The organism is Mesorhizobium sp. M0184, assembly GCF_040322215.1.
GTDB lineage: Bacteria > Pseudomonadota > Alphaproteobacteria > Rhizobiales > Rhizobiaceae > Mesorhizobium.
On the sequence record NZ_JAMYSZ010000012.1, the window covers coordinates 112,005 to 130,781 of the forward strand.

Consider the following 18,777-nt stretch of genomic DNA (forward strand, 5'->3'; position numbering starts at 1 on the left):
GGGGGAGAATTCGATGACAGATCAAAACTGGGCAATGAAGGGAGAGCTCATCCTTTCCTGCAATTGCACGGTTTTTTGCCCTTGCGTTCTGTCGCTCGGCAATCATCCGCCTACGGAAGGCTATTGCCAAACCTGGGCGGGGTTCCGGATCGATGCCGGCCATTTCGGAGAGGTCGACCTGTCCGGTCTCAATCTTGGGCTGGTCATGGAAATCCCCGGTTATATGAGCCGCGGCAACTGGACAGCGGGCCTGTTCATCGACAAGCGCGCCTCGGTTTACGCTGTGAAGGGACTGACGAAGATATTCACCGGCAAGGCCGGTGGAACCACATCGCTGCTCTCCATCCTGGTCGGACAGTTCCTCGGCGCCGAGCAGGTGCCGATCACCTACGAGACGCGTGAAAAAACACGCATCTTTCAGATACCGAAGATCATCGATGGTGCGGTGACGCCAATCACCGGCAAGGATCGCGATAAGGATACGGTCATCAGCAATTCGGAATACTGGATTGCGCCGGAAATCATCGTCGCCAAATCCGACAAGAGCAAAATGCGGGCCTTTGGCCGCAACTGGAACTTTGCTGGCCGTTCGGCCGAAATCTGCAAGCTGGACTGGCGGGGCCCGTGAGCAAGAAGACGACGGCCAGGAAAATCGCCGACCGGATTCCGCGGCCGAAGAAGAAAGTCACATGGCCTCAGGCGCGGGCGTTCTCGGTCCATCTCTTGACCGCGTCGGGCTCATTTCTGGCGTTTCTGTCGCTAGTGGCAGCAAGCGAGCAGCGCTGGACGGCGATGTTCTGGTGGCTGGGGCTGGCGCTTTTCGTCGACGGCATCGACGGGCCGATCGCCAGGAAGCTCGATGTCAAGGAAATCCTGCCGACTTGGTCGGGCGAACTGCTCGACAACATCATCGATTACGTGACCTACGTGTTGATTCCGGCCTTCGCGCTCTATCAGCGCGGTTTCATGGGCGAGCGCCTGTCGTTCCTGTCGGCGGCGATCATCGTGGTGTCGAGCGCAATCTACTATGCCGATACCGGCATGAAGACGAAGGAGAATTTCTTCAAGGGCTTTCCGGTCGTCTGGAACATGGTGGTGTTCACGCTGTTCGTCATCGAGCCCGGACAATGGGTTTCTTTCGCCGTGGTCGTGGTGGCCGGCATTCTCACCTTCGTGCCGATCAATTTCATCCATCCGGTGCGGGTGAAGCGGCTGCGGCCAATCAATCTCGGCATGACGCTGCTTTGGTGCGCTTTCGGCGCGCTGGCGCTGGCGCAGGCCGCACTTGCCTCCTTCTACGACCAGATCGGCGTGCTGGGCGAGCAGGTCAGCGATTTCATCAAGTTCGGGATTACGTTCACCGGGCTTTACCTCGCCTGCATCGGCGCTATCATGCAGTTCTTCCCAAATCTCGGCGCCAAGCCGGATAAGAAAGCCTGATCCCAAGAGAGCCAGAAAATGTCCAAAGCGATCCGCATCCATGCCCATGGCGGCCCGGAGGTCCTGACCTATGAGGATGCCGATCCCGGGCAGCCGGGCTCGGGACAGATCCTGGTCAAGCATACCGCGATCGGTCTCAATTTCATCGACGTCTATTATCGCTCTGGCCTTTATCAGCCGCAGGGCGGATTTCCGCTGATCCCTGGCGGCGAGGCGGCCGGCGTGGTCTTGGATGTCGGCTCGGATGTCGACTGGCTCAAACCCGGCGATCGCATCGCCTACGCCGTGACGACCGGCGCCTATGCCGGGCAGCGCGTGATCGCCGCCGACCGCGTGGTGAAGGTGCCGGACGGCATCAGCGACGAACAGGCCGCAGCCATGATGCTAAAGGGCATGACCGCCGAATATCTGTTGCGCCGTACATTCAAGGTGAAAGCCGGCGACACGATCCTGTTTCATGCGGCGGCCGGCGGTGTCGGGCTGATCCTCGGCCAATGGGCCAAGCATCTCGGCGCGACAGTGATCGGCACGGCGAGTTCCACCGACAAGATCGAGCTCGCCAAGGCGCATGGCTTCGACCACGTGATCAACTATCGCGAGCAGGATTTCGTGGCCGGCGTTGCCGCTATCACCGGTGGCAAGAAATGCGACGTTGTCTACGATTCAGTCGGCAACGACACATTTCCAGCCTCGCTCGATTGCCTGCGGCCGCTCGGCACTTTCGTCAGCTTCGGTCAATCGTCTGGGCCGATCCCGCCCTTCAGCATCTCGTTGCTGGCGCAGAAGGGCTCGCTGTTCGCAACGCGGCCGACGCTGTTCGTCTATAATGCCAGGCGCGAAGACCTCGAGGTTTCCGCCGCCGCCTTGTTCGACGTGGTGCTCAGCGGCGCCGTCAAGATCAAGATCAACCAGCGTTACGCGCTCAGCGAGGCCGGCAAAGCGCATTCCGATCTCGAAGGGCGCCGGACCACCGGGACAACAATACTTATCCCTTAGGCGCCCGCAGTTTCGGGCCGCCGACGCCGCCGTTCTTGCGAACTGCTCTTTACCACTTGAGTTTCCGCTGAAATTCTTGAAGCTCTTTCAAGTCGTGAGGCGCTTACCGTAGAGAGCAGCCCGCGCATACGATGCTTGCGGGAACACAGAACATGTCTGGCAAACCAGATGGAGGCACCGTGAGTGCAGATCAGGACGGCGCAAACCTGCTTGAGGTTCGCGGCCTCACAAAGATATTCGGCACGTTGACGGCGTGCGACCATGTCGATCTCAACATCGCCAAGGGCGAGATCCATGCGTTGCTTGGCGAGAACGGCGCCGGCAAGTCGACCCTGGTGAAAATGCTGTTTGGATCGCTGGAACCGAATTCCGGCGAGATTTTCTGGAATGGCCAGGCGGTCAGGATCACCAGCCCCGGCACCGCAAAAAAGCTCGGCATCGGCATGGTTTTCCAGCATTTTTCCCTGTTCGAAGCGCTGACGGCGGCGGAGAACATCGCGCTGTCGCTGGATGACGGCTCGCCGATCAGCACGATCGCGGCCAAGGCGAGGGCGCTCTCCTACAGTTACGGCCTGCCTCTCGATCCGCTATCGCTGGTCGGTGATCTGTCGGTCGGCGAGCGTCAGCGTATCGAAATCATCCGCTGCCTGCTGCAGACGCCGCAACTCATCATCCTCGACGAACCAACTTCGGTGCTGACGCCGCAGGAGGCCGATAAGTTGTTCGAGACGCTCGAACGGCTGCGTTCGGAAGGAAAGTCCATCCTCTACATTTCGCACCGGCTGGAAGAGGTCAAACGGATCTGCGACCGCGCCACCGTGCTGCGTCACGGCAAGGTGGTCGGCCATTGCAATCCGCGCCAGGAAACCGTGTCTTCGTTGGCGCGGATGATGGTCGGCAACGAGGTGCAGGCCGTGGTGCGGGCGCCGGCCGAGGGTATCGAGACCGCGCCGGCGCTGCTTCAAATCCGCGAACTCACCCGCAAGCCGGCGACCCCGTTCTCGATCCCGCTCAGGAACATCAATCTCCAGGTCCGCGCCGGCGAGGTGATCGGCATTGCCGGTGTCGCCGGCAACGGCCAGGGCGAATTCTTCGAGTCCGTTTCCGGCGAGGTGCTGCAGCAGGATGCCGGCTCGGTCCGCATCCGCGGCAAGGATGCCGGCGGCCTCACCATCACCGGCAGGCGTCTGATGGGCGCTGCCTTCGTCCCGGAAGAGCGGCTCGGCCATGGCGCAGCACCGCGCATGAAGCTTTCGGAGAACCTGCTTCTGTCGCGCCACGCCACCGATGGCAAGATGTTTGTCGGCGCCGGTGGAATGGTCAAGGGCGATGCGATCCATACCGCTGCCCAGCGCATCATAAAGGCAATGGACGTGCGCAAGAGCGCGCCGGATCCGGAGGCTGCGGCTCTTTCGGGCGGCAATCTGCAGAAGTTCATCGTTGGCCGCGAACTCGACCGCCGGCCGAGCGTCTTGGTGGTCAATCAGCCGACCTGGGGGGTCGACGCGGGTGCGGCGGCCCACATCCGTCAGGCGCTGATCGAACTGGCGCGCAGTGGCTCGGCGGTGCTGGTCATCAGCCAGGACCTCGACGAGCTGTTCGAGATTTCCGATGCGATCACGGTCATGCACAATGGCGAACTGTCGAAGCCGCTGCCGATAGCTGAAGCGACATTCGAGAAAATCGGGCTGCTGATGGGCGGCGCCGAACCCGGTCATGCCGAACATACGCTGGAGACGGCTTGATGCGCCTCGAACTTGTAAAACGCCCGCAGCGCTCGATGCTGTTTTCGGCACTCTCGCCTTTCATCGCTTTCGTTTTGACGATCATTGCCGGCGCCATCATGTTCGCGTTGCTCGGCGTCAACCCGTTGACTGCGTTCCGCATCTACTTCATCGAACCGATCAGCCAGGTGTGGCAGCTGCACGAGCTGGCGATCAAGGCCGCCCCCCTGATCCTGATCGCGGTCGGACTGTCGGTCTGCTACAAGGCCAACATCTGGAACATCGGCGCCGAAGGCCAGTTCATCCTGGGCGGCATTGTCGGCTCGATCATCCCCGTGCTGTTTCCGCAGTTCGAGGGCCCATTGGTGCTGCCGCTGATGCTTCTTCTCGGCATGGTCGGTGGGGCCGCCTATGCTGCAATCCCGGCACTGCTGAAGACGCGCTTCAACACCAACGAGATCCTGACCAGCCTGATGCTGGTCTATGTCGCCCAGCTCTTCCTCGATTGGCTCGTACGCGGGCCGTGGCGCGATCCGCAGGGCCACGGTTTCCCGCAGACCATCCAGTTCAACGACTCGGCCATACTGCCGGAACTCCTCCCGGAATCCGGCCGGGCAAACTGGGGATTTGTCTTCGCGCTGATCGCGGCGATACTGATCTGGATCCTGATGAGCCGTATGCTGAAAGGCTTCGAGGTCCGCGTGCTCGGCTCAAGCCCGAGGGCAGGGCGCTTCGCCGGGTTTGGCCTTAACCGCATGGTCTTCTTTGCCTTCCTGCTGTCGGGCGCACTGGCCGGACTTGCAGGGATTTCGGAGGTCTCGGGAGCCATCGGACAATTGCAGCCGGTGATCTCGCCCGGCTACGGATTTACCGCTATCATCGTGGCATTTCTCGGCCGGCTCAATCCGCTCGGCATCGTCGCCGCAGGCCTTGTGCTGGCGCTGACCTATCTGGGCGGCGAGGCAGTGCAAAGCGCGCTCGGCATCTCCGACAAGGTGGCGCGCGTGTTCCAGGGCATGCTTTTGTTCTTCGTGCTCGGCTGCGACACGCTCATCCATTACCGCATTCGCCTGACCGGCTTTTCCGCGCCGAAGCTCGAGGCAGCGCCGAAGTTGGAGGAAGCCCGCTGATGGACATCACCGTCAACATCCTCTTGACCATCGCGACGGCGGCGACGCCGCTGCTGATCGCGGCGATCGGCGAACTGGTGGTCGAACGTTCGGGTGTGCTCAATCTCGGCGTCGAAGGAATGATGATCATGGGTGCCGTCGGCGGTTTCGGCGCCGGCTATCTCACCGGCTCGCCTTGGATAGGGCTGTTGGCGGCAATCACCATGGGGGCAGTGTTCTCGCTTCTGTTTGCCGTCATGACGCTGTCGCTGGCCACCAATCAGGTGGCCACCGGCCTGTCGCTGACACTGCTCGGCCTCGGCCTTTCCGGCATGATGGGAACGAATTTTGTCGGCCAGCCCGGCGAAAGGCTGCCAAACCTCGATATTCCCGGCCTGACCGCAATCCCGGTCGTCGGCAGGCTGCTGTTCGGCCAGGATCCAATCTTCTACATCTCGATCGCGCTGACCGCCGCCGTCATGTGGTTCCTGTTCAAGACCCGCACCGGGCTCACGCTGCGCTCGATCGGCGACAGCCATGCATCCGCCCATGCGCTTGGCATCCACGTCATCCGCTACCGCTATCTCTCAGTGATTTTCGGCGGCGCTTGTGCCGGCCTCGCCGGCGGTCACCTATCGCTGGTCTACACACCGCAATGGGTGGAGAACATGACCGCCGGCCGCGGCTGGATCGCGCTGGCTCTGGTCGTCTTCGCCTCCTGGCGGCCATGGCGGGTGCTGGCCGGCGCCTATATTTTCGGTGCGATCTGGGTTGGCCAGCTTCACGTCCAAGCCATAAATCTGCAGGACTTCGTCGACGCGCCCTGGTTGCTCTACAAGTTAATTGCGTTCTTAAAATCGTTTCCCTCGCAACTGCTTTCTTCGCTGCCCTATCTGGCAACCGTCGTGGTTCTCGTTCTAATCTCGCGCAACAAGCGTTTGACGATGATGAACACGCCGGCCTCCTTGGGCCAGCCATTCGTTCCGGATCGTTGACAACAAAAAGACGGAAGCTCCAAGGCTTAACTCAGAGAGGTAACACAATGAAAAAACTGCTTATTGCCCTGATGGCGACGACGGCCGCATTGTCGCTGGCGGCCTCAGCCGAGGCGGCGGACAAGCTGAAGGCGTGCTGGGTCTACACCGGCCCGATCGGCGATTTCGGCTACTCCTACCAGCACGACCAAGGCCGCCTCGAGGTGGAAAAGGCACTCGGCGACAAGGTCGAGACCGCCTATCTCGAAAACGTCTCCGAAGGCCCCGATGCCGACCGCGCCTTCGAGCGCCTGGCGCGCGAGGGATGCAAGATCATTTTCGGCACGTCCTTCGGCTTCATGGACCCGGAAGTGAAGATCGCCAAGAAATTCCCCAAGGTGATGTTCGAGCACGCCACCGGCTACAAGACGGCCGAAAATCTCGGCATCTACAATGCGCGTTTCTACGAAGGCCGCTACGTGCTTGGCCAGATCGCCGCCAAGCAATCGAAGTCGGGCGTCGCCGGCTACATCGTTTCCTTCCCGATCCCGGAAGTGGTGATGGGCATAAATTCCTTTATGCTCGGCGCACAGTCGATCAACCCGAACTTCAAGGCGAAGATCGTGTGGGTGAACTCCTGGTTCGATCCGGGCAAGGAGGCCGATGCTGCCAAGGCATTGTTCGACCAGGGCGCCGATATCATCGTCCAGCACACCGACTCGACCGCTGCCTTGCAGGTGGCGGAGGAGCGCAAGCTGCACGGCTTCGGGCAGTCCTCCGACATGATCAAGTTCGCGCCGCACGCGCAGCTGACCTCGCTGACCGACGAGTGGGGTCCCTACTACATCAGCCGGGTCCAGGCGGCGCTCGACGGCACCTGGAAGCCCGACAATGTCTGGCTCGGTATTAAGGACGGCGCCGTCAAGCTGGCGCCGTTCACCAACATGCCCGACGACGTCAAGGCGATGGCCGAAGCCACCACCAAGAAGATCGCCGACGGCTGGAACCCCTTCACCGGGCCGATCGCCAAGCAGGACGGCACACCTTGGCTGAAGGAGGGCGAGGTCGCCGACGACGCCACGTTGCTCGGCATGAATTTCTACGTGAAGGGCGTCGACGACAAGCTGCCGCAGTAGGCGGTCGGAAACATATCGAACGAAAGGGCGCCACGCGGCGCCCTTTTCATTTTGGACGGAATATCAGACTGCTGAGCCGTAAAGGTCGTAAGCGTCGGCGCGCTCGATCTTGACCGTGACGATGTCGCCGGCGCGCAGTGGCCGCCGCGACTGGATATGGACCGAACCGTCGATTTCGGGCGCGTCGTATTTGGTCCGGCCCTTGGCCGAATTGCCATGCGCCTCGTCGATCAGGACCGGCAGGCGCTTGCCAATTTTCTTGGTTAGCTGCGTTGCCGAAATCTTCTGTTGGCGCTGCATGAAGCGGTGCCAGCGGGCTTCCTTGATCTCCTGCGGCACTTGCTCGAGGCCGAGCTCGTTGGAGCGGGCGCCTCTGACCGGCTCGTATTTGAAACAGCCGGCGCGGTCGATCTTGGCTTCGTCCAGCCAGTCGAGCAGCATCTCGAAATCGTCGTCCGTCTCGCCGGGGAAGCCGACGATGAAGGTGGAGCGGATGGCAAGGTCCGGGCAGACGTCGCGCCAGCCGCGAATGCGCTCGAGCGTCTTTTCGCCATGAGCGGGCCGGCGCATGTTCTTCAGCACCTGCGGCGAGGCGTGCTGGAATGGGATATCGAGATAGGGAAGAATATTGCCTTCGGCCATCAGTGGGATGACGTCCGCGACATGCGGGTAGGGATAGACATAGTGCATGCGCACCCAGACACCGAGCTTGCCCAGTTCTTCCGATAGATCGAGGAATTTCGCCCGCACTTCGCGATCGCCGAACATGCTGGTCTGGTATTTGATATCGATGCCGTAGGCGCTGGTATCCTGCGAGATGACGAGGATCTCCTTGACCCCGGCCTTGGCCAGCTTCTCGGCTTCGCGCAACACGTCGGCCGCCGGCCGCGATACGAGGTCGCCACGCAGCGCCGGGATGATGCAGAAGGTGCAGCGGTTGTTGCAGCCTTCCGAAATCTTGAGATACGCATAGTGGCGCGGCGTGAGCTTGACCCCTTGCGGCGGCAAAAGGTCGATGTGGGGATCATGGCTCGGGGGGGCAGCCTCATGCACCGCCGCCATCACGCTTTCATAAGCTTGTGGTCCGGTGATGGCGAGGACGTTCGGATGTCTTTCACGGATGACGTCCGGCTCGGCGCCGAGGCAGCCGGTGACGATAACTTTGCCATTCTCCGAAAGTGCGGAGCCGATGGCGTTGAGCGATTCGTCGCGAGCCGAATCGAGGAAGCCACAGGTGTTGACGACGACTAGGTCGGCGCCGTCGTGCTTGCGGGCGATCTCGTAGCCTTCGGCGCGCAGGCGGGTGATAATGCGCTCCGAATCCACAAGGGCTTTCGGGCATCCAAGGCTGACGAAACTGACGCGAGGGGCGGACATCTAAGCTTTTCCGGATTTTCAGGATTGGCGGCGCAGTATCACACTTGTCGCGGCATTGGTATGGGCAGCGGCTGCGGCGAAACGCAACCGCCAGCGTCGCCGAAGGCTCGCCGAAGCTGAAAGGCCGACCGATGAGAATTCGAGTCGGCGTGTCAGCTCACCGCACTGCTGACATGCGGCAAGACTTCCACCGCGCCCCGGTAGATCATATCGAGTGCGACATAGAAGATGATCAAAAGGCCGATATAGGCGATCCAGCGATGGCGTTGCAGCAGCTTGGCGATGAAGCTCGCGGCAAGGCCCATCAGCGCGATCGACAGGACGAGGCCTATCACCAGCACCTGGAAGTGATCGCGCGCCGCGCCGGCGACCGCCAGTACGTTGTCGAGCGACATCGAGACGTCGGCGATGACGATCTGCAATGCCGCCTGACCCAAGGTCTTCTTGCGCGCCTTGCCGGCCACCAAATCATCGCTGTTGATATCGGAATTGGACAGCGCTTCGGTCGCCTCCACCTCGTCGGCATACGACGTGCGCAGCTCGCGATACATCTTCCAGCACACCCACAGCAGCAAGATGCCGCCGGCCAGCAGCAGGCCGACAATCTGTAACAGGGTGACGGTGATCGCAGCAAAACCGATACGCAGCACCGTCGCCGCCACCACGCCGATGAGGATCGCTCTCTTGCGCTGCTCGACCGGCAAGCCCGCCGCGGCCAAGCCGATGACGATGGCGTTATCGCCTGCAAGCACGAGGTCGATGGCGATGACCTGGAGCAGGGCAGAGAAGCCCGCGGCAGTGAAAATTTCCATCGACTGGAAGTCCCTTGCTGGTTGGCCGACCGTTCGCGTCGAATGCCTGGAGGGCCTAACGTGTATGGTTCCTGCGCGTCAAGGGACTGGTTGGAACAAGGTCGGCAAACCGCCCGTTATTGCGGCAATATACAGAGTTTGCGACGATCGGCCCGAACACCGGCAAAATGCGGCCACAGGTCGCGAATGCCTAGTTATAGAGATTGTATTTGGGCCAGTCGCTTTCCGGAATTTCATCACCGATCCGATAGCGGAGCTGCAGGACTTCCATATGGTCCGGCGCTGTTTCGCATTTGAATTTCAGCCGGTACCACTGTCCCTTGCTGCGAAACGCAGCACCCGGGCTCTTGATCGCATCGGCGCCCATTTCGGGCGTCGCAAAAGCGTAGGCGACGACACGATCGGCTTTGTATTTGTGGTCGTCGCGGGTAATCCGGTCGAGAATTTCGGCGTCGCATCGCTGCTCCAGCCGGGTTTGCGGATCGAGTTTCAGCAGGCCGGCGCGCAATGCGCTGTCCATTGCGCTGGCCGGCCAAGCCACTATCGTCCATGCGAGGACCGCAGAAAATAGTTTATTCATGGGCGGGAGAAGCACCATATTCGGGCGGAGAAATCAACCCGACGAAGCGCGGCGGCGCGGCGGGTGACAGTCTTCGCTTTGTGGCAGGTTGTTGATTACGCAATAGTATCACCGGTACTTTGGTATCGTTGCCATGATCGCACCTGTCGCATTTCAGCGACGCGAGAGGTGGCGCGCGGCATGGGGCAGAGCGGCGGTTCTCCCCTAACCGGACCGGCCTGTTAAACCCAGGCAGTCGAGAATCCGACGAGCGGAAAACTCGACGTCATGCCTGCAGGATTGAAGAAATTGGACGGATATGGCGGAGGGAGTGGGATTCGAACCCACGGTGGGCTTGCACCCACGCCGGTTTTCAAGACCGGTGCCTTAAACCGCTCGGCCATCCCTCCAACGTGATTTTTCAATCACTTAGGATATCGCGAGAGGAGCGGGTTCGAGCTGTCGGTACCGGATAGGCACCAGGACGTTCCCCGACCGGTTCGCGCTCCATTCCTGTAAAGCCGCATTCAACGCCAAGTCAACCGTGGCGGCCGCACCTTTCGGCGCGATCCAGGACGGTGAGCAGCGTCATGGCGAGCTGTGTTTGTGCTGAGTGTGAAAAATCGTTTTTAAAACCCGCACGGACTATTAATCGTTGAGCGCTGATATGTGGAGCGCATTAGGCACATGTAAGTAAATCGTATTCTGGAGTTGATTTTGGCCGTACTTGGCGCTCTCCCGCCCGGTCTTCGCTGTAGACCAATTCGCGAAACCGACTGGGAGGGAGTGGTTGATTGCCTGTGCGGGGGCTTTCCGGCGCGTAACCGGAGTTACTGGATACACGCTCTGACCCGTTTGTCGCAGCGTCCTGCGGTTGCCGAGTTCCCACGATATGGCTTTGTTTTGGAGCATGCCGGTCGGATCGTCGGCGTTGTGCTCACCCTTTATGCTCGCTACCAGGGGCCAGAGGGCGACGAAATCCGCTGCAATCTTTCAAGCTGGTCAGTCGATGCAGATTTCCGTCCCTATGGTGCGATGTTGGTTGCGGCGGTTCTCAAGCGGAAGGACGTGACCTACACGAACATTTCGCCGGCACAAGCGACATTGAAAGCCAACCGGGCGCTAGGCTTTCGGCTCTTCTCCAGCGGACAATTTACCTTCTTGCCGGCTTTAAGTTTGACGCAGCGGTCATGTCGCGTGGTCGAAGTGCGTCCCGATCTTCCGGAATTGGCGATGCTGCCCGAGAGTGAGAGATACATACTCTCGGAACACGCCGCGCTGGGCTGCCTGTCGTTGATCTGCATCTGCGATGGAGCAGCGTTCCCCCTGGTATTGATGCCGCGCCGAATGTTGCACGGTGTTATCCAGTGCCATCAGGTCATCTATTGCCGCTCGCTTGCGGATTTGAGCCGCTGCGCCGGTGCGATGGGGCGCTTTCTCTTGCGAAGCGGAATCCTGGTTTGCTTTGTCGACGCCAAGGAGCCGATTCCAGGCTTGGTGGGATGGTACCGCCCCAACAAGGGGCTGAAATACTTCAAAGGTCCCAGACCACCCGCACCTGGAGATCTGACGTTCACCGAACTTGTGATATTCGGTCCCTGAATCTGCGCTCGCAGACACGCCAAGCCAGGGGCAAAGTGCGCCACGAACGGCGTTTCTGATCGATAAGCGATGATTTTCATGCCGATCGGCGAGGCGGTCCGTGCCACAATCTCGCCCGGTTCCGAACACAATCGGTTAATACGGTGATAAACAATTCCTGCGCACAAAAAGGATTGGGGTAGGGCGTCGCCGGCGTTTCTGGAGTGGGTGCTTTGGCATCGCTGACGTTCATGCTGCGGTGCCTTCGTCGATGCTATAGGGGACAATCAAAATATGCAGACCACGGCGCGCCCGCGTCTTCGTCGCGCTTCCGCTTTCGCGCTGTTTGCCTTGTCGGCAGCCTTTCTTGCAGCATGTGCCGGGCCGCAGCAAAAGGCGATGGTCAACAAGAAACCTCGCTCCAAGGAATATTTTTCCGAAGCCGAATACGGCGTGAAAGCCAGCCCGCGCGTCATGTTCAAGACGTCTCGCGGACGCGACCAGCTCGGCAAGCCCTATCAGGTGCGCGGCAAGTGGTATTATCCGAAGGAAGACAAACGTTACGCCAAGGTTGGCCTCGCATCCTGGTACGGTGAGGCCTTCCACGGCCGGTTGACCGCCAACGGCGAAGTCTACGACATGGCAGATCTGACGGCGGCGCATCCGACCATGCCGCTGCCGAGCTATGCGCGGGTCACCAACATGAAGACCGGCAGCTCGGTGATCGTGCGCGTCAACGACCGCGGACCCTATCATGATGGACGCATCATCGATGTGTCGAAGCGCGCTGCTGAAATGCTCGATTATGCCAACATCGGTACGGCCGAGGTGAAAGTCGAATATGTCGGCCGTGCGCCGCTCGAAGGCAATGACGGGCAGTATCTTATGGCTTCGTATCGTCCAGGCAACAGGGCGCCGGATCCGTCGGACGGCCTGCCCAGCGGTGTCATGGTCGCGATGAATGGGCCGTCGCCAAGCCTGCCGGTGAGCGCTGCTGCCGTGCCGTTCCCCGGTCAGCTGACGAATTCCGGGCAGGGATCCGATGCAGGGCCTGTCATGGCAGTGCAAGCATCTGCTTTGGGAGACGTTGTACTGCCCGATTTCGGCCCGATCGTGCCGGAGCGCCCGGAGATCAACCTGCCGGCGCAATCGCCGTTCACCGTGGCGTCGCTGTCTTACGTGGACGAGCGCGTGCAACGCGCCTCCAACGCGTTTGCCGGGCTGGATGGCGCCGGCATGTCGCCCGCCGAAATTCTTCAATCGTGGAAGCGGCAAGCCCCTCCAGCCGGGTCGCCCACGGACTATGTCGCGGCGGGTTCATTCGAGAATGCCGCCGAAGCGGAGCGTGTGGCTGCCCAGCTTTCCAGCTTCGGCAAGACCGAAATCCAGCGCTCGGAACTTGAAGGCAAGGACTGGTACTCGGTCAACCTCTTTGCCGACGGTCGTGGCAGCCTGGACGAGATGCTGCAGGCAGCGTGGTCGCATGGTGCGCCGGATGCGCTTGCGGTACGCAACTGAGCTCGGGGCTGCCTGGTTTTTTCGCGCGCGATTGATCCGCCAGGCAAAAGCCTGATAGCTTCTGCCAACTTGCAAAAGCGCCGGCTCACGGGTCGAACCTGATGAAATCTTTTCACCCTTTCACCGGGCTTATGGCGCTCGGCCTGCTGCTGCTCTCGCTTGCGCAGGCCTCAGCTCAGCTTTTCGAGACCAAGGCCGCGCAGGTCTTCATGATCGATGCCGAAACCGGAACCGTGCTGTTTTCCAAGGACGCCGACAGGTTGATCCCGCCGGCCTCGCTGGCCAAGCTGATGACGATGGAAGTGGTTTTCGACGCCATCAAATCAGGGCGCATGACGCTCGATGACACCTTCGTGGTGAGCGAGAACGCCTGGCGCAAAGGCGGCGCTCCTTCGGGGACATCGACCATGTTCGCCAAGCTCAAGTCGACGATCCGGCTGGAAGACCTGATCCAGGGCGTGACCGTGCAGGCGGCCAATGACGGCTGTATCGTCATCGCTGAAGGGATGGCCGGGTCCGAAGCAAACTTCGCGGCGCAGATGACCGAGCGTGCCCGCCAGATCGGCTTGCAGAAATCGACTTTCGTCAATTCCACCGGTCTGCCGGCCGATGGGCAGCAAACGAGCGTTCGCGAACTCGCGCTTCTGGCGCTGCATATCTGGCGCAACTACCCGAATCTCTACCGCTATTACGGCCAGAAGGATTTTACCTGGAACAAGATTTCCCAGAGGAACCGCAATCCGCTACTGGCCATGGACATAGGCGCCGACGGGCTCGCGGTCGGTGCCAGCGAGCAATCCGGGTTCGGCATTGTCGGCTCGGTCAGCCACAACGGCACAAGGGTGATCGCGGCGATGAGCGGCCTGGCAAACGACCGTGAGCGTGCTGAGGAAGCGCGAAAGCTGCTCGACTGGGGCGTTCGCTCCTTCGAGAAGACTGAAGTATTCGCCAAGGACGAAGTGGTTGGCGAAGCCCAGGTCTTTGGCGGCGCCAAGTCCGGTGTCGCGTTAAAGGCAAAAGGACCGGTGCAGATCTTCCTGCCGATCACCAACCGCGACAAGCTCACCGCCAGGATCGTCTATGACGGACCGGTGGCAGCGCCGGTGGAGGAGGGGCAGCCGGTGGGTACGCTGCGCGTCTGGATCGGCGATACGCTGAGCCAGGAGACGCCGCTGTTTGCCGCCGAGTCGATCGGTGTCGGTTCGCTGCCGCAGCGCGCGCTCGACGCCGCCAAGGAACTGGCCGTCGGCTGGCTGCGTTAGCACCGTCGCGGTGGACCTTTTTTCCCGCCGGGACTATACGGTCCCCGAAGTATGGACAAAGGCTTTGGCGCGCGGATTTTTCATCACTTTTGAAGGCGGCGAAGGAGCAGGCAAGTCGACGCAGATCGAGCGGCTGGCAAAGAAGATGCGCGCCAAGAAATACGATGTGCTGGTGACACGTGAGCCTGGTGGCTCGCCGGGCGCGGAGGCGGTCAGGCATGTCCTGCTTTCAGGCGCAGCCGAGCCGTTCGGCCCCAAGATGGAAGCGCTGCTTTTCGCCGCTGCGCGTTCCGACCATGTCGAACAGGTCATCCGGCCGGCAGTCGAGCGCGGTTCGGTCGTGCTTTGCGATCGTTTCATGGATTCCTCGCGCGTCTACCAGGGCGTCACCGGCGGCCTCGACCCGGCATTCATGGACGCATTGGAGAAGGTCGCCATCAACGGCATGGTGCCGGACATGACACTGATCTTCGACATCGACCCCGCCGAGGGCCTGAGGCGCGCTACCGCCCGGCGGGGCAGCAGTGACGGACCGGACCGCTTCGAGAAAGAAACATTGGCCATCCACCAACGCCGGCGCGAGGCGTTTCTCGCGATCGCCTCAACTGAACCCGAACGCTGCGTTGTCGTCGATGCCTCAGCCGACCTAGAGGCGGTGGAGGATGTCGTTACCGCCGCGGTCTTCGCGGCTCTCGAGAGGATGATGCCGGCGCAAAGAAGGCAGGCGGCGCCAGCATGATTTTCGAACGCATCGCGCCCGAACAGCACGACACGCTGGACGGGGTGCCCGAGCCATCCGAGACGCCGCGTCTTGTCGGTCACCTGCAGGCGGCCAATATGCTCGCCACCGCTTACCGCTCGGGAAAGCTGCCGCACGCACTGATCTTTGCCGGACCGGTTGGCATCGGCAAGGCGACGCTGGCCTTTCACCTGGCGCATCATCTGTTGAAGCACCCGGCCTTCGAGCAGGCGCCGGAAAGCCTTGCCGTTCCAGATCCGGCTTCGTCGCTGTTTCGACAGATCGCCACCGGCGCGCATCCTTCGGTGCTGCATCTTACACGCCCGGCGAACGACAAGACCAAGAGCTTCAAGACAGTGGTCACGGTCGACGAAATCCGCAAGGTCAGCCGTTTTCTGTCGCTGACGTCGCACGACGGCAGCTACCGGGTGGTTATCGTCGATCCCGCCGACGACATGAACACCAATGCTGCCAATGCCTTGCTGAAGAATCTTGAAGAGCCACCCGCGCGCACCTTGTTCATCCTCATCGTCCATGCGCCGGGCAGTCTGCTGCCGACGATCCGGTCGCGCTGCCAGATGGTGCGGTTGGCGCCGCTCGATGCCGAGAGCTTGATGACGGTTCTGGAAGGCATCGAGCCGCCGCCACCGGAGGATCCTGGCGCGCGCGCGGCGCTGGCGGAGCGGGCAGGGGGCAGCGCGCGCAATGCGATCCTGTTGACGCAGTATGGAGGGCTCGAAATCGCCGCCACCCTCGACGCCCTGGTGATGTCCAAGAAGATAGATGTCGCAGGCGCCTACCGTCTTGCCGAGGCGGTCGCCGGCCGCGACCAGGCAATCCCGTTCGAGATATTCAATCGCCGCGCGCTTGATCTGCTGTCGGCCGGCGCCAGCCAGGCCGCGCTCGCCGGCGATCTCGCGCTGGCCAAAACGCTGTCGGATACTTGGCACGAGGCTTTGAACGCTATATCTGAAACCGAGACCTACAATCTCGACAAAAAGCAGCACGCCCTGACCATGATCGACCGCCTGAATTCTGCAATGCGAATGTGACGGCCGCTGGCGTGGCTTTGAAGCCCCTGAGTATTGATCCCAATCAATCGCAGGAACTTCGAAGCCACCACATTGGCTTCGGATGGCAATTGCCGTTTCGATGCGATATCTCACCGCGACATCTTTCATTCAGACATTCATGACGGCTCATCCATGGCACGCGAAAAATACTACGTCACGACGGCTATTTCCTATCCGAACGGCAAACCGCATATCGGCCATGCCTACGAGTTGATTGCCACCGACGCGCTGGCCCGCTTCCAGCGGCTCGACGGTAAGGACGTGCTCTTTCTCACCGGCACCGACGAGCACGGCATCAAGATGCTGCAGACGGCGAAGAGAGAAGGTATTTCAGCGCGCGAGCTGGCAGACCGCAACTCGGCCGATTTCGAGCGCATGGCCGTCGCGCTCGATGCCTCCAACGACGATTTCATCCGCACCACGGAAAAGCGGCACTACAAGGCCTCGCAGGCGATCTGGAAGGCGATGGCCGCCAATGGCGACGTCTATAAGGGCGGCTATGCCGGCTGGTACTCGGTGCGTGACGAAGCCTATTACGGCGAAGAAGAGACCGAGGTGCGTGCCGACAATGTCCGCTACGGGCCGCAGGGGACGCCGGTCGAATGGGTCGAGGAAGAGAGCTACTTCTTCCGGCTGTCGGCTTATCAGGACAGGCTCCTTGCACTTTACGAAAACCAGCCCGATTTCGTCGGTCCTGCCGAGAGGCGCAATGAGGTGATGAGCTTCGTCAGGTCCGGCCTGAAGGACCTATCGATCTCGCGCACCACGTTCGACTGGGGCATCCCGGTGCCGGGCGACGAGAAGCATGTGATGTATGTCTGGGTCGACGCCTTGACCAACTACATCACCGCCGCCGGCTATCCGGATCCGGCCAATGAGAGATGGTCGTTCTGGCCGGCAAACGCGCACGTCATCGGCAAGGACATCGTCCGCTTCCACGCGGTCTACTGGCCGGCTTTCCTGATGTCGGCTGGCATCGAATTGCCGAAGCGCGTGTTCGCGCATGGTTTTTTGTTCAACCGCGGCGAGAAAATGTCGAAGTCGGTCGGCAACGTCATCGACCCGTTCGCGATGATCGAGCACTACGGCCTCGACCAGGTGCGCTATTTCTTGCTGCGCGAAGTGCCGTTCGGCCAGGACGGCAGCTACAGCCATGATGCGATCGTCAACCGCACCAATGCCGACCTTGCCAATGGCCTCGGCAATCTGGCGCAGCGCTCGCTGAAGATGATCGCCAAGAACTGCAGCGGCGCGGTGCCGAAGCGCGGCGAACTGACCGAAGCCGACAGCGCCATCCTCGACCAAGCGGTGGGGGCACTCGCCGTCGCGCGAAAGGCGATGGCGGATCAGGGCATCCATTTGGCGCTGGCGGCGATCTTCGGAGTGGTGGCCGAAGCTGACCGCTATTTCGCCTCTCAGCAACCCTGGGCGCTAAGCAAAAGCGATCCAGAGCGTATGAAGACAGTTCTGTGGACGACGATCGAAGTCGTCCGGCGCGTGACGCTGCTCTGCCAGCCCTTTGTTCCGGGGTCGGCTGCAAAGCTGCTCGACCTGCTGGCGGTGCCGGCAGACAACCGTGACTTTGCGCATGTCCACGCCGACTCTGCGCTGGTGCCCGGCACGGCATTGCCCGCGCCGGAGGCGGTCTTTCCGCGTTACGAAAAGCAGGACGCGAACGCCTGATGCTGGTCGACAGTCACTGCCACCTCGACTTTCCGGATTTCGCCGAAGAGCGGGCGGCCATTGTCGCCCGCGCCCTAGCGGCCGGCATCGGCCGAATGGTGACGATCTCGACGAGGGTGAAGCGATTTAACCAAGTGCTTGAGATTGCAGAGACTTTCGATGAGGTCTACTGCTCTGTCGGCACCCATCCGCATAATGCGGCCGAAGAGCTTGATGTCACTGTCGATGATCTGGTGCGGCTCTCTGCTCATCGCAAAGTGGTGGCGATCGGCGAGGCCGGACTCGACTATTTCTACGATCATGCGCCGCGCGACGCACAGGCGCAGGGCTTTCGCACCCACATCGCCGCGGCGCGCGTGACCGGTCTGCCGCTGGTCATCCATTCGCGCGACGCCGACGACGACATGGCTGATATCCTCGAAGAAGAAACGGGGAAGGGCGCCTTCCCCTTCATCCTGCACTGTTTTTCGTCGGGGCGCCGGCTGGCCGAGATCGGCGTGGCGCTCGGCGGCTACGTCTCGTTTTCCGGCATCCTGACCTTCAAGAACTCCGCCGAGCTGCGCGCCGTCGCCGCCGATGTGCCGCGCGACCGTCTGCTGGTCGAAACCGACGCGCCATACCTTGCGCCGATCCCGTTTCGCGGCAAGCGTAATGAGCCCGCCTATGTCGCGCATACAGCCAAGGTGCTGGCCGAGACGATCGGCTTCAGCGAGGCCGAGATCGCTAATATCACCACGGATAATTTCTTCCGGCTGTTCAGGAAAATGCCGCGCCCGAGCGCGCCGGGCGCCTGA

General features: G+C 61.2%; 17 protein-coding genes and 1 tRNA gene. 14 read left to right on the top strand and 4 right to left on the bottom strand.

What is annotated here, in order from left to right; translation table 11 throughout:
* The first annotated feature begins 13 nt into the window (after positions 1–13).
* The 7 genes from NKJ23_RS16970 (at position 14) to NKJ23_RS17000 (ending at position 7,379) form a co-directional block, all read left to right on the top strand.
* A complete protein-coding gene (locus NKJ23_RS16970) occupies positions 14–628 on the top strand; it encodes a DUF1326 domain-containing protein (RefSeq protein ID WP_352471871.1) in 615 nt (204 codons plus the stop codon).
* 35 nt (positions 629–663) lie between these two features.
* Positions 664–1,440, top strand: coding sequence for a phosphatidylcholine synthase (pcsA, locus tag NKJ23_RS16975; protein ID WP_502896505.1), 777 nt, complete (start codon positions 664–666; stop codon positions 1,438–1,440).
* 18 nt (positions 1,441–1,458) lie between these two features.
* Positions 1,459–2,436 (top strand): quinone oxidoreductase family protein, encoded by a 978-nt coding sequence (locus NKJ23_RS16980; RefSeq protein WP_352681249.1) that lies wholly within the window; start codon positions 1,459–1,461, stop codon positions 2,434–2,436.
* 152 nt (positions 2,437–2,588) lie between these two features.
* Complete coding sequence (locus NKJ23_RS16985) at positions 2,589–4,181, top strand: ABC transporter ATP-binding protein (RefSeq protein WP_502902542.1); 1,593 nt, start codon at positions 2,589–2,591, stop codon at positions 4,179–4,181.
* On the top strand, positions 4,178–5,290 hold the full coding sequence (locus NKJ23_RS16990) for an ABC transporter permease (protein WP_352636755.1): 1,113 nt from the start codon (positions 4,178–4,180) through the stop codon (positions 5,288–5,290). Before NKJ23_RS16985 ends, NKJ23_RS16990 begins: the two co-directional genes overlap by 4 nt.
* On the top strand, positions 5,290–6,264 hold the full coding sequence (locus NKJ23_RS16995; protein ID WP_352448916.1) for an ABC transporter permease: 975 nt from the start codon (positions 5,290–5,292) through the stop codon (positions 6,262–6,264). Before NKJ23_RS16990 ends, NKJ23_RS16995 begins: the two co-directional genes overlap by 1 nt.
* A gap of 47 nt (positions 6,265–6,311) precedes the next feature.
* Positions 6,312–7,379, top strand: a complete 1,068-nt coding sequence (locus tag NKJ23_RS17000; protein WP_023675052.1) for a BMP family ABC transporter substrate-binding protein — start codon at positions 6,312–6,314, stop codon at positions 7,377–7,379.
* Between the two features lie 63 nt (positions 7,380–7,442).
* Here NKJ23_RS17000 and rimO read toward each other — a convergent pair whose 3' ends face one another.
* The 4 genes from rimO to NKJ23_RS17020 form a co-directional block, all read right to left on the bottom strand.
* Positions 7,443–8,756, bottom strand: coding sequence for a 30S ribosomal protein S12 methylthiotransferase RimO (rimO, locus tag NKJ23_RS17005; protein WP_352681253.1), 1,314 nt, complete (start codon positions 8,754–8,756; stop codon positions 7,443–7,445).
* Positions 8,757–8,908: 152 nt separating this feature from the next.
* Positions 8,909–9,568: a TerC family protein gene (locus NKJ23_RS17010; protein WP_352681255.1), complete on the bottom strand. Its 660-nt coding sequence runs from the start codon at positions 9,566–9,568 to the stop codon at positions 8,909–8,911.
* A 190-nt stretch (positions 9,569–9,758) separates the two neighbouring features.
* Complete coding sequence (locus tag NKJ23_RS17015; RefSeq protein WP_352456770.1) at positions 9,759–10,166, bottom strand: DUF930 domain-containing protein; 408 nt, start codon at positions 10,164–10,166, stop codon at positions 9,759–9,761.
* Positions 10,167–10,447: 281 nt separating this feature from the next.
* Positions 10,448–10,537 (bottom strand) — tRNA-Ser (locus NKJ23_RS17020).
* A 307-nt stretch (positions 10,538–10,844) separates the two neighbouring features.
* Here NKJ23_RS17020 and NKJ23_RS17025 point away from each other — a divergent pair.
* From NKJ23_RS17025 to NKJ23_RS17055, 7 genes are all read left to right on the top strand, one after another.
* Entirely contained in the window at positions 10,845–11,729 is an 885-nt protein-coding gene (locus tag NKJ23_RS17025) for a GNAT family N-acetyltransferase (RefSeq protein WP_352681257.1), read from the top strand.
* A 273-nt stretch (positions 11,730–12,002) separates the two neighbouring features.
* On the top strand, positions 12,003–13,226 hold the full coding sequence (locus NKJ23_RS17030; RefSeq protein WP_352681259.1) for a septal ring lytic transglycosylase RlpA family protein: 1,224 nt from the start codon (positions 12,003–12,005) through the stop codon (positions 13,224–13,226).
* Between the two features lie 131 nt (positions 13,227–13,357).
* On the top strand, positions 13,358–14,488 hold the full coding sequence (locus NKJ23_RS17035; RefSeq protein WP_352681336.1) for a D-alanyl-D-alanine carboxypeptidase family protein: 1,131 nt from the start codon (positions 13,358–13,360) through the stop codon (positions 14,486–14,488).
* A 64-nt stretch (positions 14,489–14,552) separates the two neighbouring features.
* Positions 14,553–15,227, top strand: a complete 675-nt coding sequence (gene tmk, locus NKJ23_RS17040) for a dTMP kinase (RefSeq protein ID WP_352681261.1) — start codon at positions 14,553–14,555, stop codon at positions 15,225–15,227.
* Entirely contained in the window at positions 15,224–16,279 is a 1,056-nt protein-coding gene (locus tag NKJ23_RS17045) for a DNA polymerase III subunit delta' (RefSeq protein ID WP_352681263.1), read from the top strand. The genes tmk and NKJ23_RS17045 overlap by 4 nt, the downstream gene beginning before the upstream one ends.
* A 153-nt stretch (positions 16,280–16,432) precedes the next feature.
* Positions 16,433–17,983, top strand: a complete 1,551-nt coding sequence (metG, locus tag NKJ23_RS17050) for a methionine--tRNA ligase (RefSeq protein ID WP_352681265.1) — start codon at positions 16,433–16,435, stop codon at positions 17,981–17,983.
* Positions 17,983–18,777 (top strand): TatD family hydrolase, encoded by a 795-nt coding sequence (locus tag NKJ23_RS17055; RefSeq protein WP_352646059.1) that lies wholly within the window; start codon positions 17,983–17,985, stop codon positions 18,775–18,777. The genes metG and NKJ23_RS17055 overlap by 1 nt, the downstream gene beginning before the upstream one ends.

What these genes read in the sequence shown, in the direction of transcription:
- NKJ23_RS17015 (WP_352456770.1), bottom strand. Translation starts at nt 10,166, where the DNA reads ATGGTGCTTCTCCCGCCCATGAATAAACTATTTTCTGCGGTCCTCGCA.
- NKJ23_RS16995 (WP_352448916.1), top strand. Translation starts at nt 5,290, where the DNA reads ATGGACATCACCGTCAACATCCTCTTGACCATCGCGACGGCGGCGACG.
- NKJ23_RS17045 (WP_352681263.1), top strand. Translation starts at nt 15,224, where the DNA reads ATGATTTTCGAACGCATCGCGCCCGAACAGCACGACACGCTGGACGGG.
- NKJ23_RS17030 (WP_352681259.1), top strand. Translation starts at nt 12,003, where the DNA reads ATGCAGACCACGGCGCGCCCGCGTCTTCGTCGCGCTTCCGCTTTCGCG.
- metG (WP_352681265.1), top strand. Translation starts at nt 16,433, where the DNA reads ATGGCACGCGAAAAATACTACGTCACGACGGCTATTTCCTATCCGAAC.
- NKJ23_RS16985 (WP_502902542.1), top strand. Translation starts at nt 2,589, where the DNA reads ATGTCTGGCAAACCAGATGGAGGCACCGTGAGTGCAGATCAGGACGGC.
- NKJ23_RS16970 (WP_352471871.1), top strand. Translation starts at nt 14, where the DNA reads ATGACAGATCAAAACTGGGCAATGAAGGGAGAGCTCATCCTTTCCTGC.
- NKJ23_RS16980 (WP_352681249.1), top strand. Translation starts at nt 1,459, where the DNA reads ATGTCCAAAGCGATCCGCATCCATGCCCATGGCGGCCCGGAGGTCCTG.
- NKJ23_RS17055 (WP_352646059.1), top strand. Translation starts at nt 17,983, where the DNA reads ATGCTGGTCGACAGTCACTGCCACCTCGACTTTCCGGATTTCGCCGAA.
- NKJ23_RS17035 (WP_352681336.1), top strand. Translation starts at nt 13,358, where the DNA reads ATGGCGCTCGGCCTGCTGCTGCTCTCGCTTGCGCAGGCCTCAGCTCAG.
- NKJ23_RS17000 (WP_023675052.1), top strand. Translation starts at nt 6,312, where the DNA reads ATGAAAAAACTGCTTATTGCCCTGATGGCGACGACGGCCGCATTGTCG.
- NKJ23_RS17010 (WP_352681255.1), bottom strand. Translation starts at nt 9,568, where the DNA reads ATGGAAATTTTCACTGCCGCGGGCTTCTCTGCCCTGCTCCAGGTCATC.
- rimO (WP_352681253.1), bottom strand. Translation starts at nt 8,756, where the DNA reads ATGTCCGCCCCTCGCGTCAGTTTCGTCAGCCTTGGATGCCCGAAAGCC.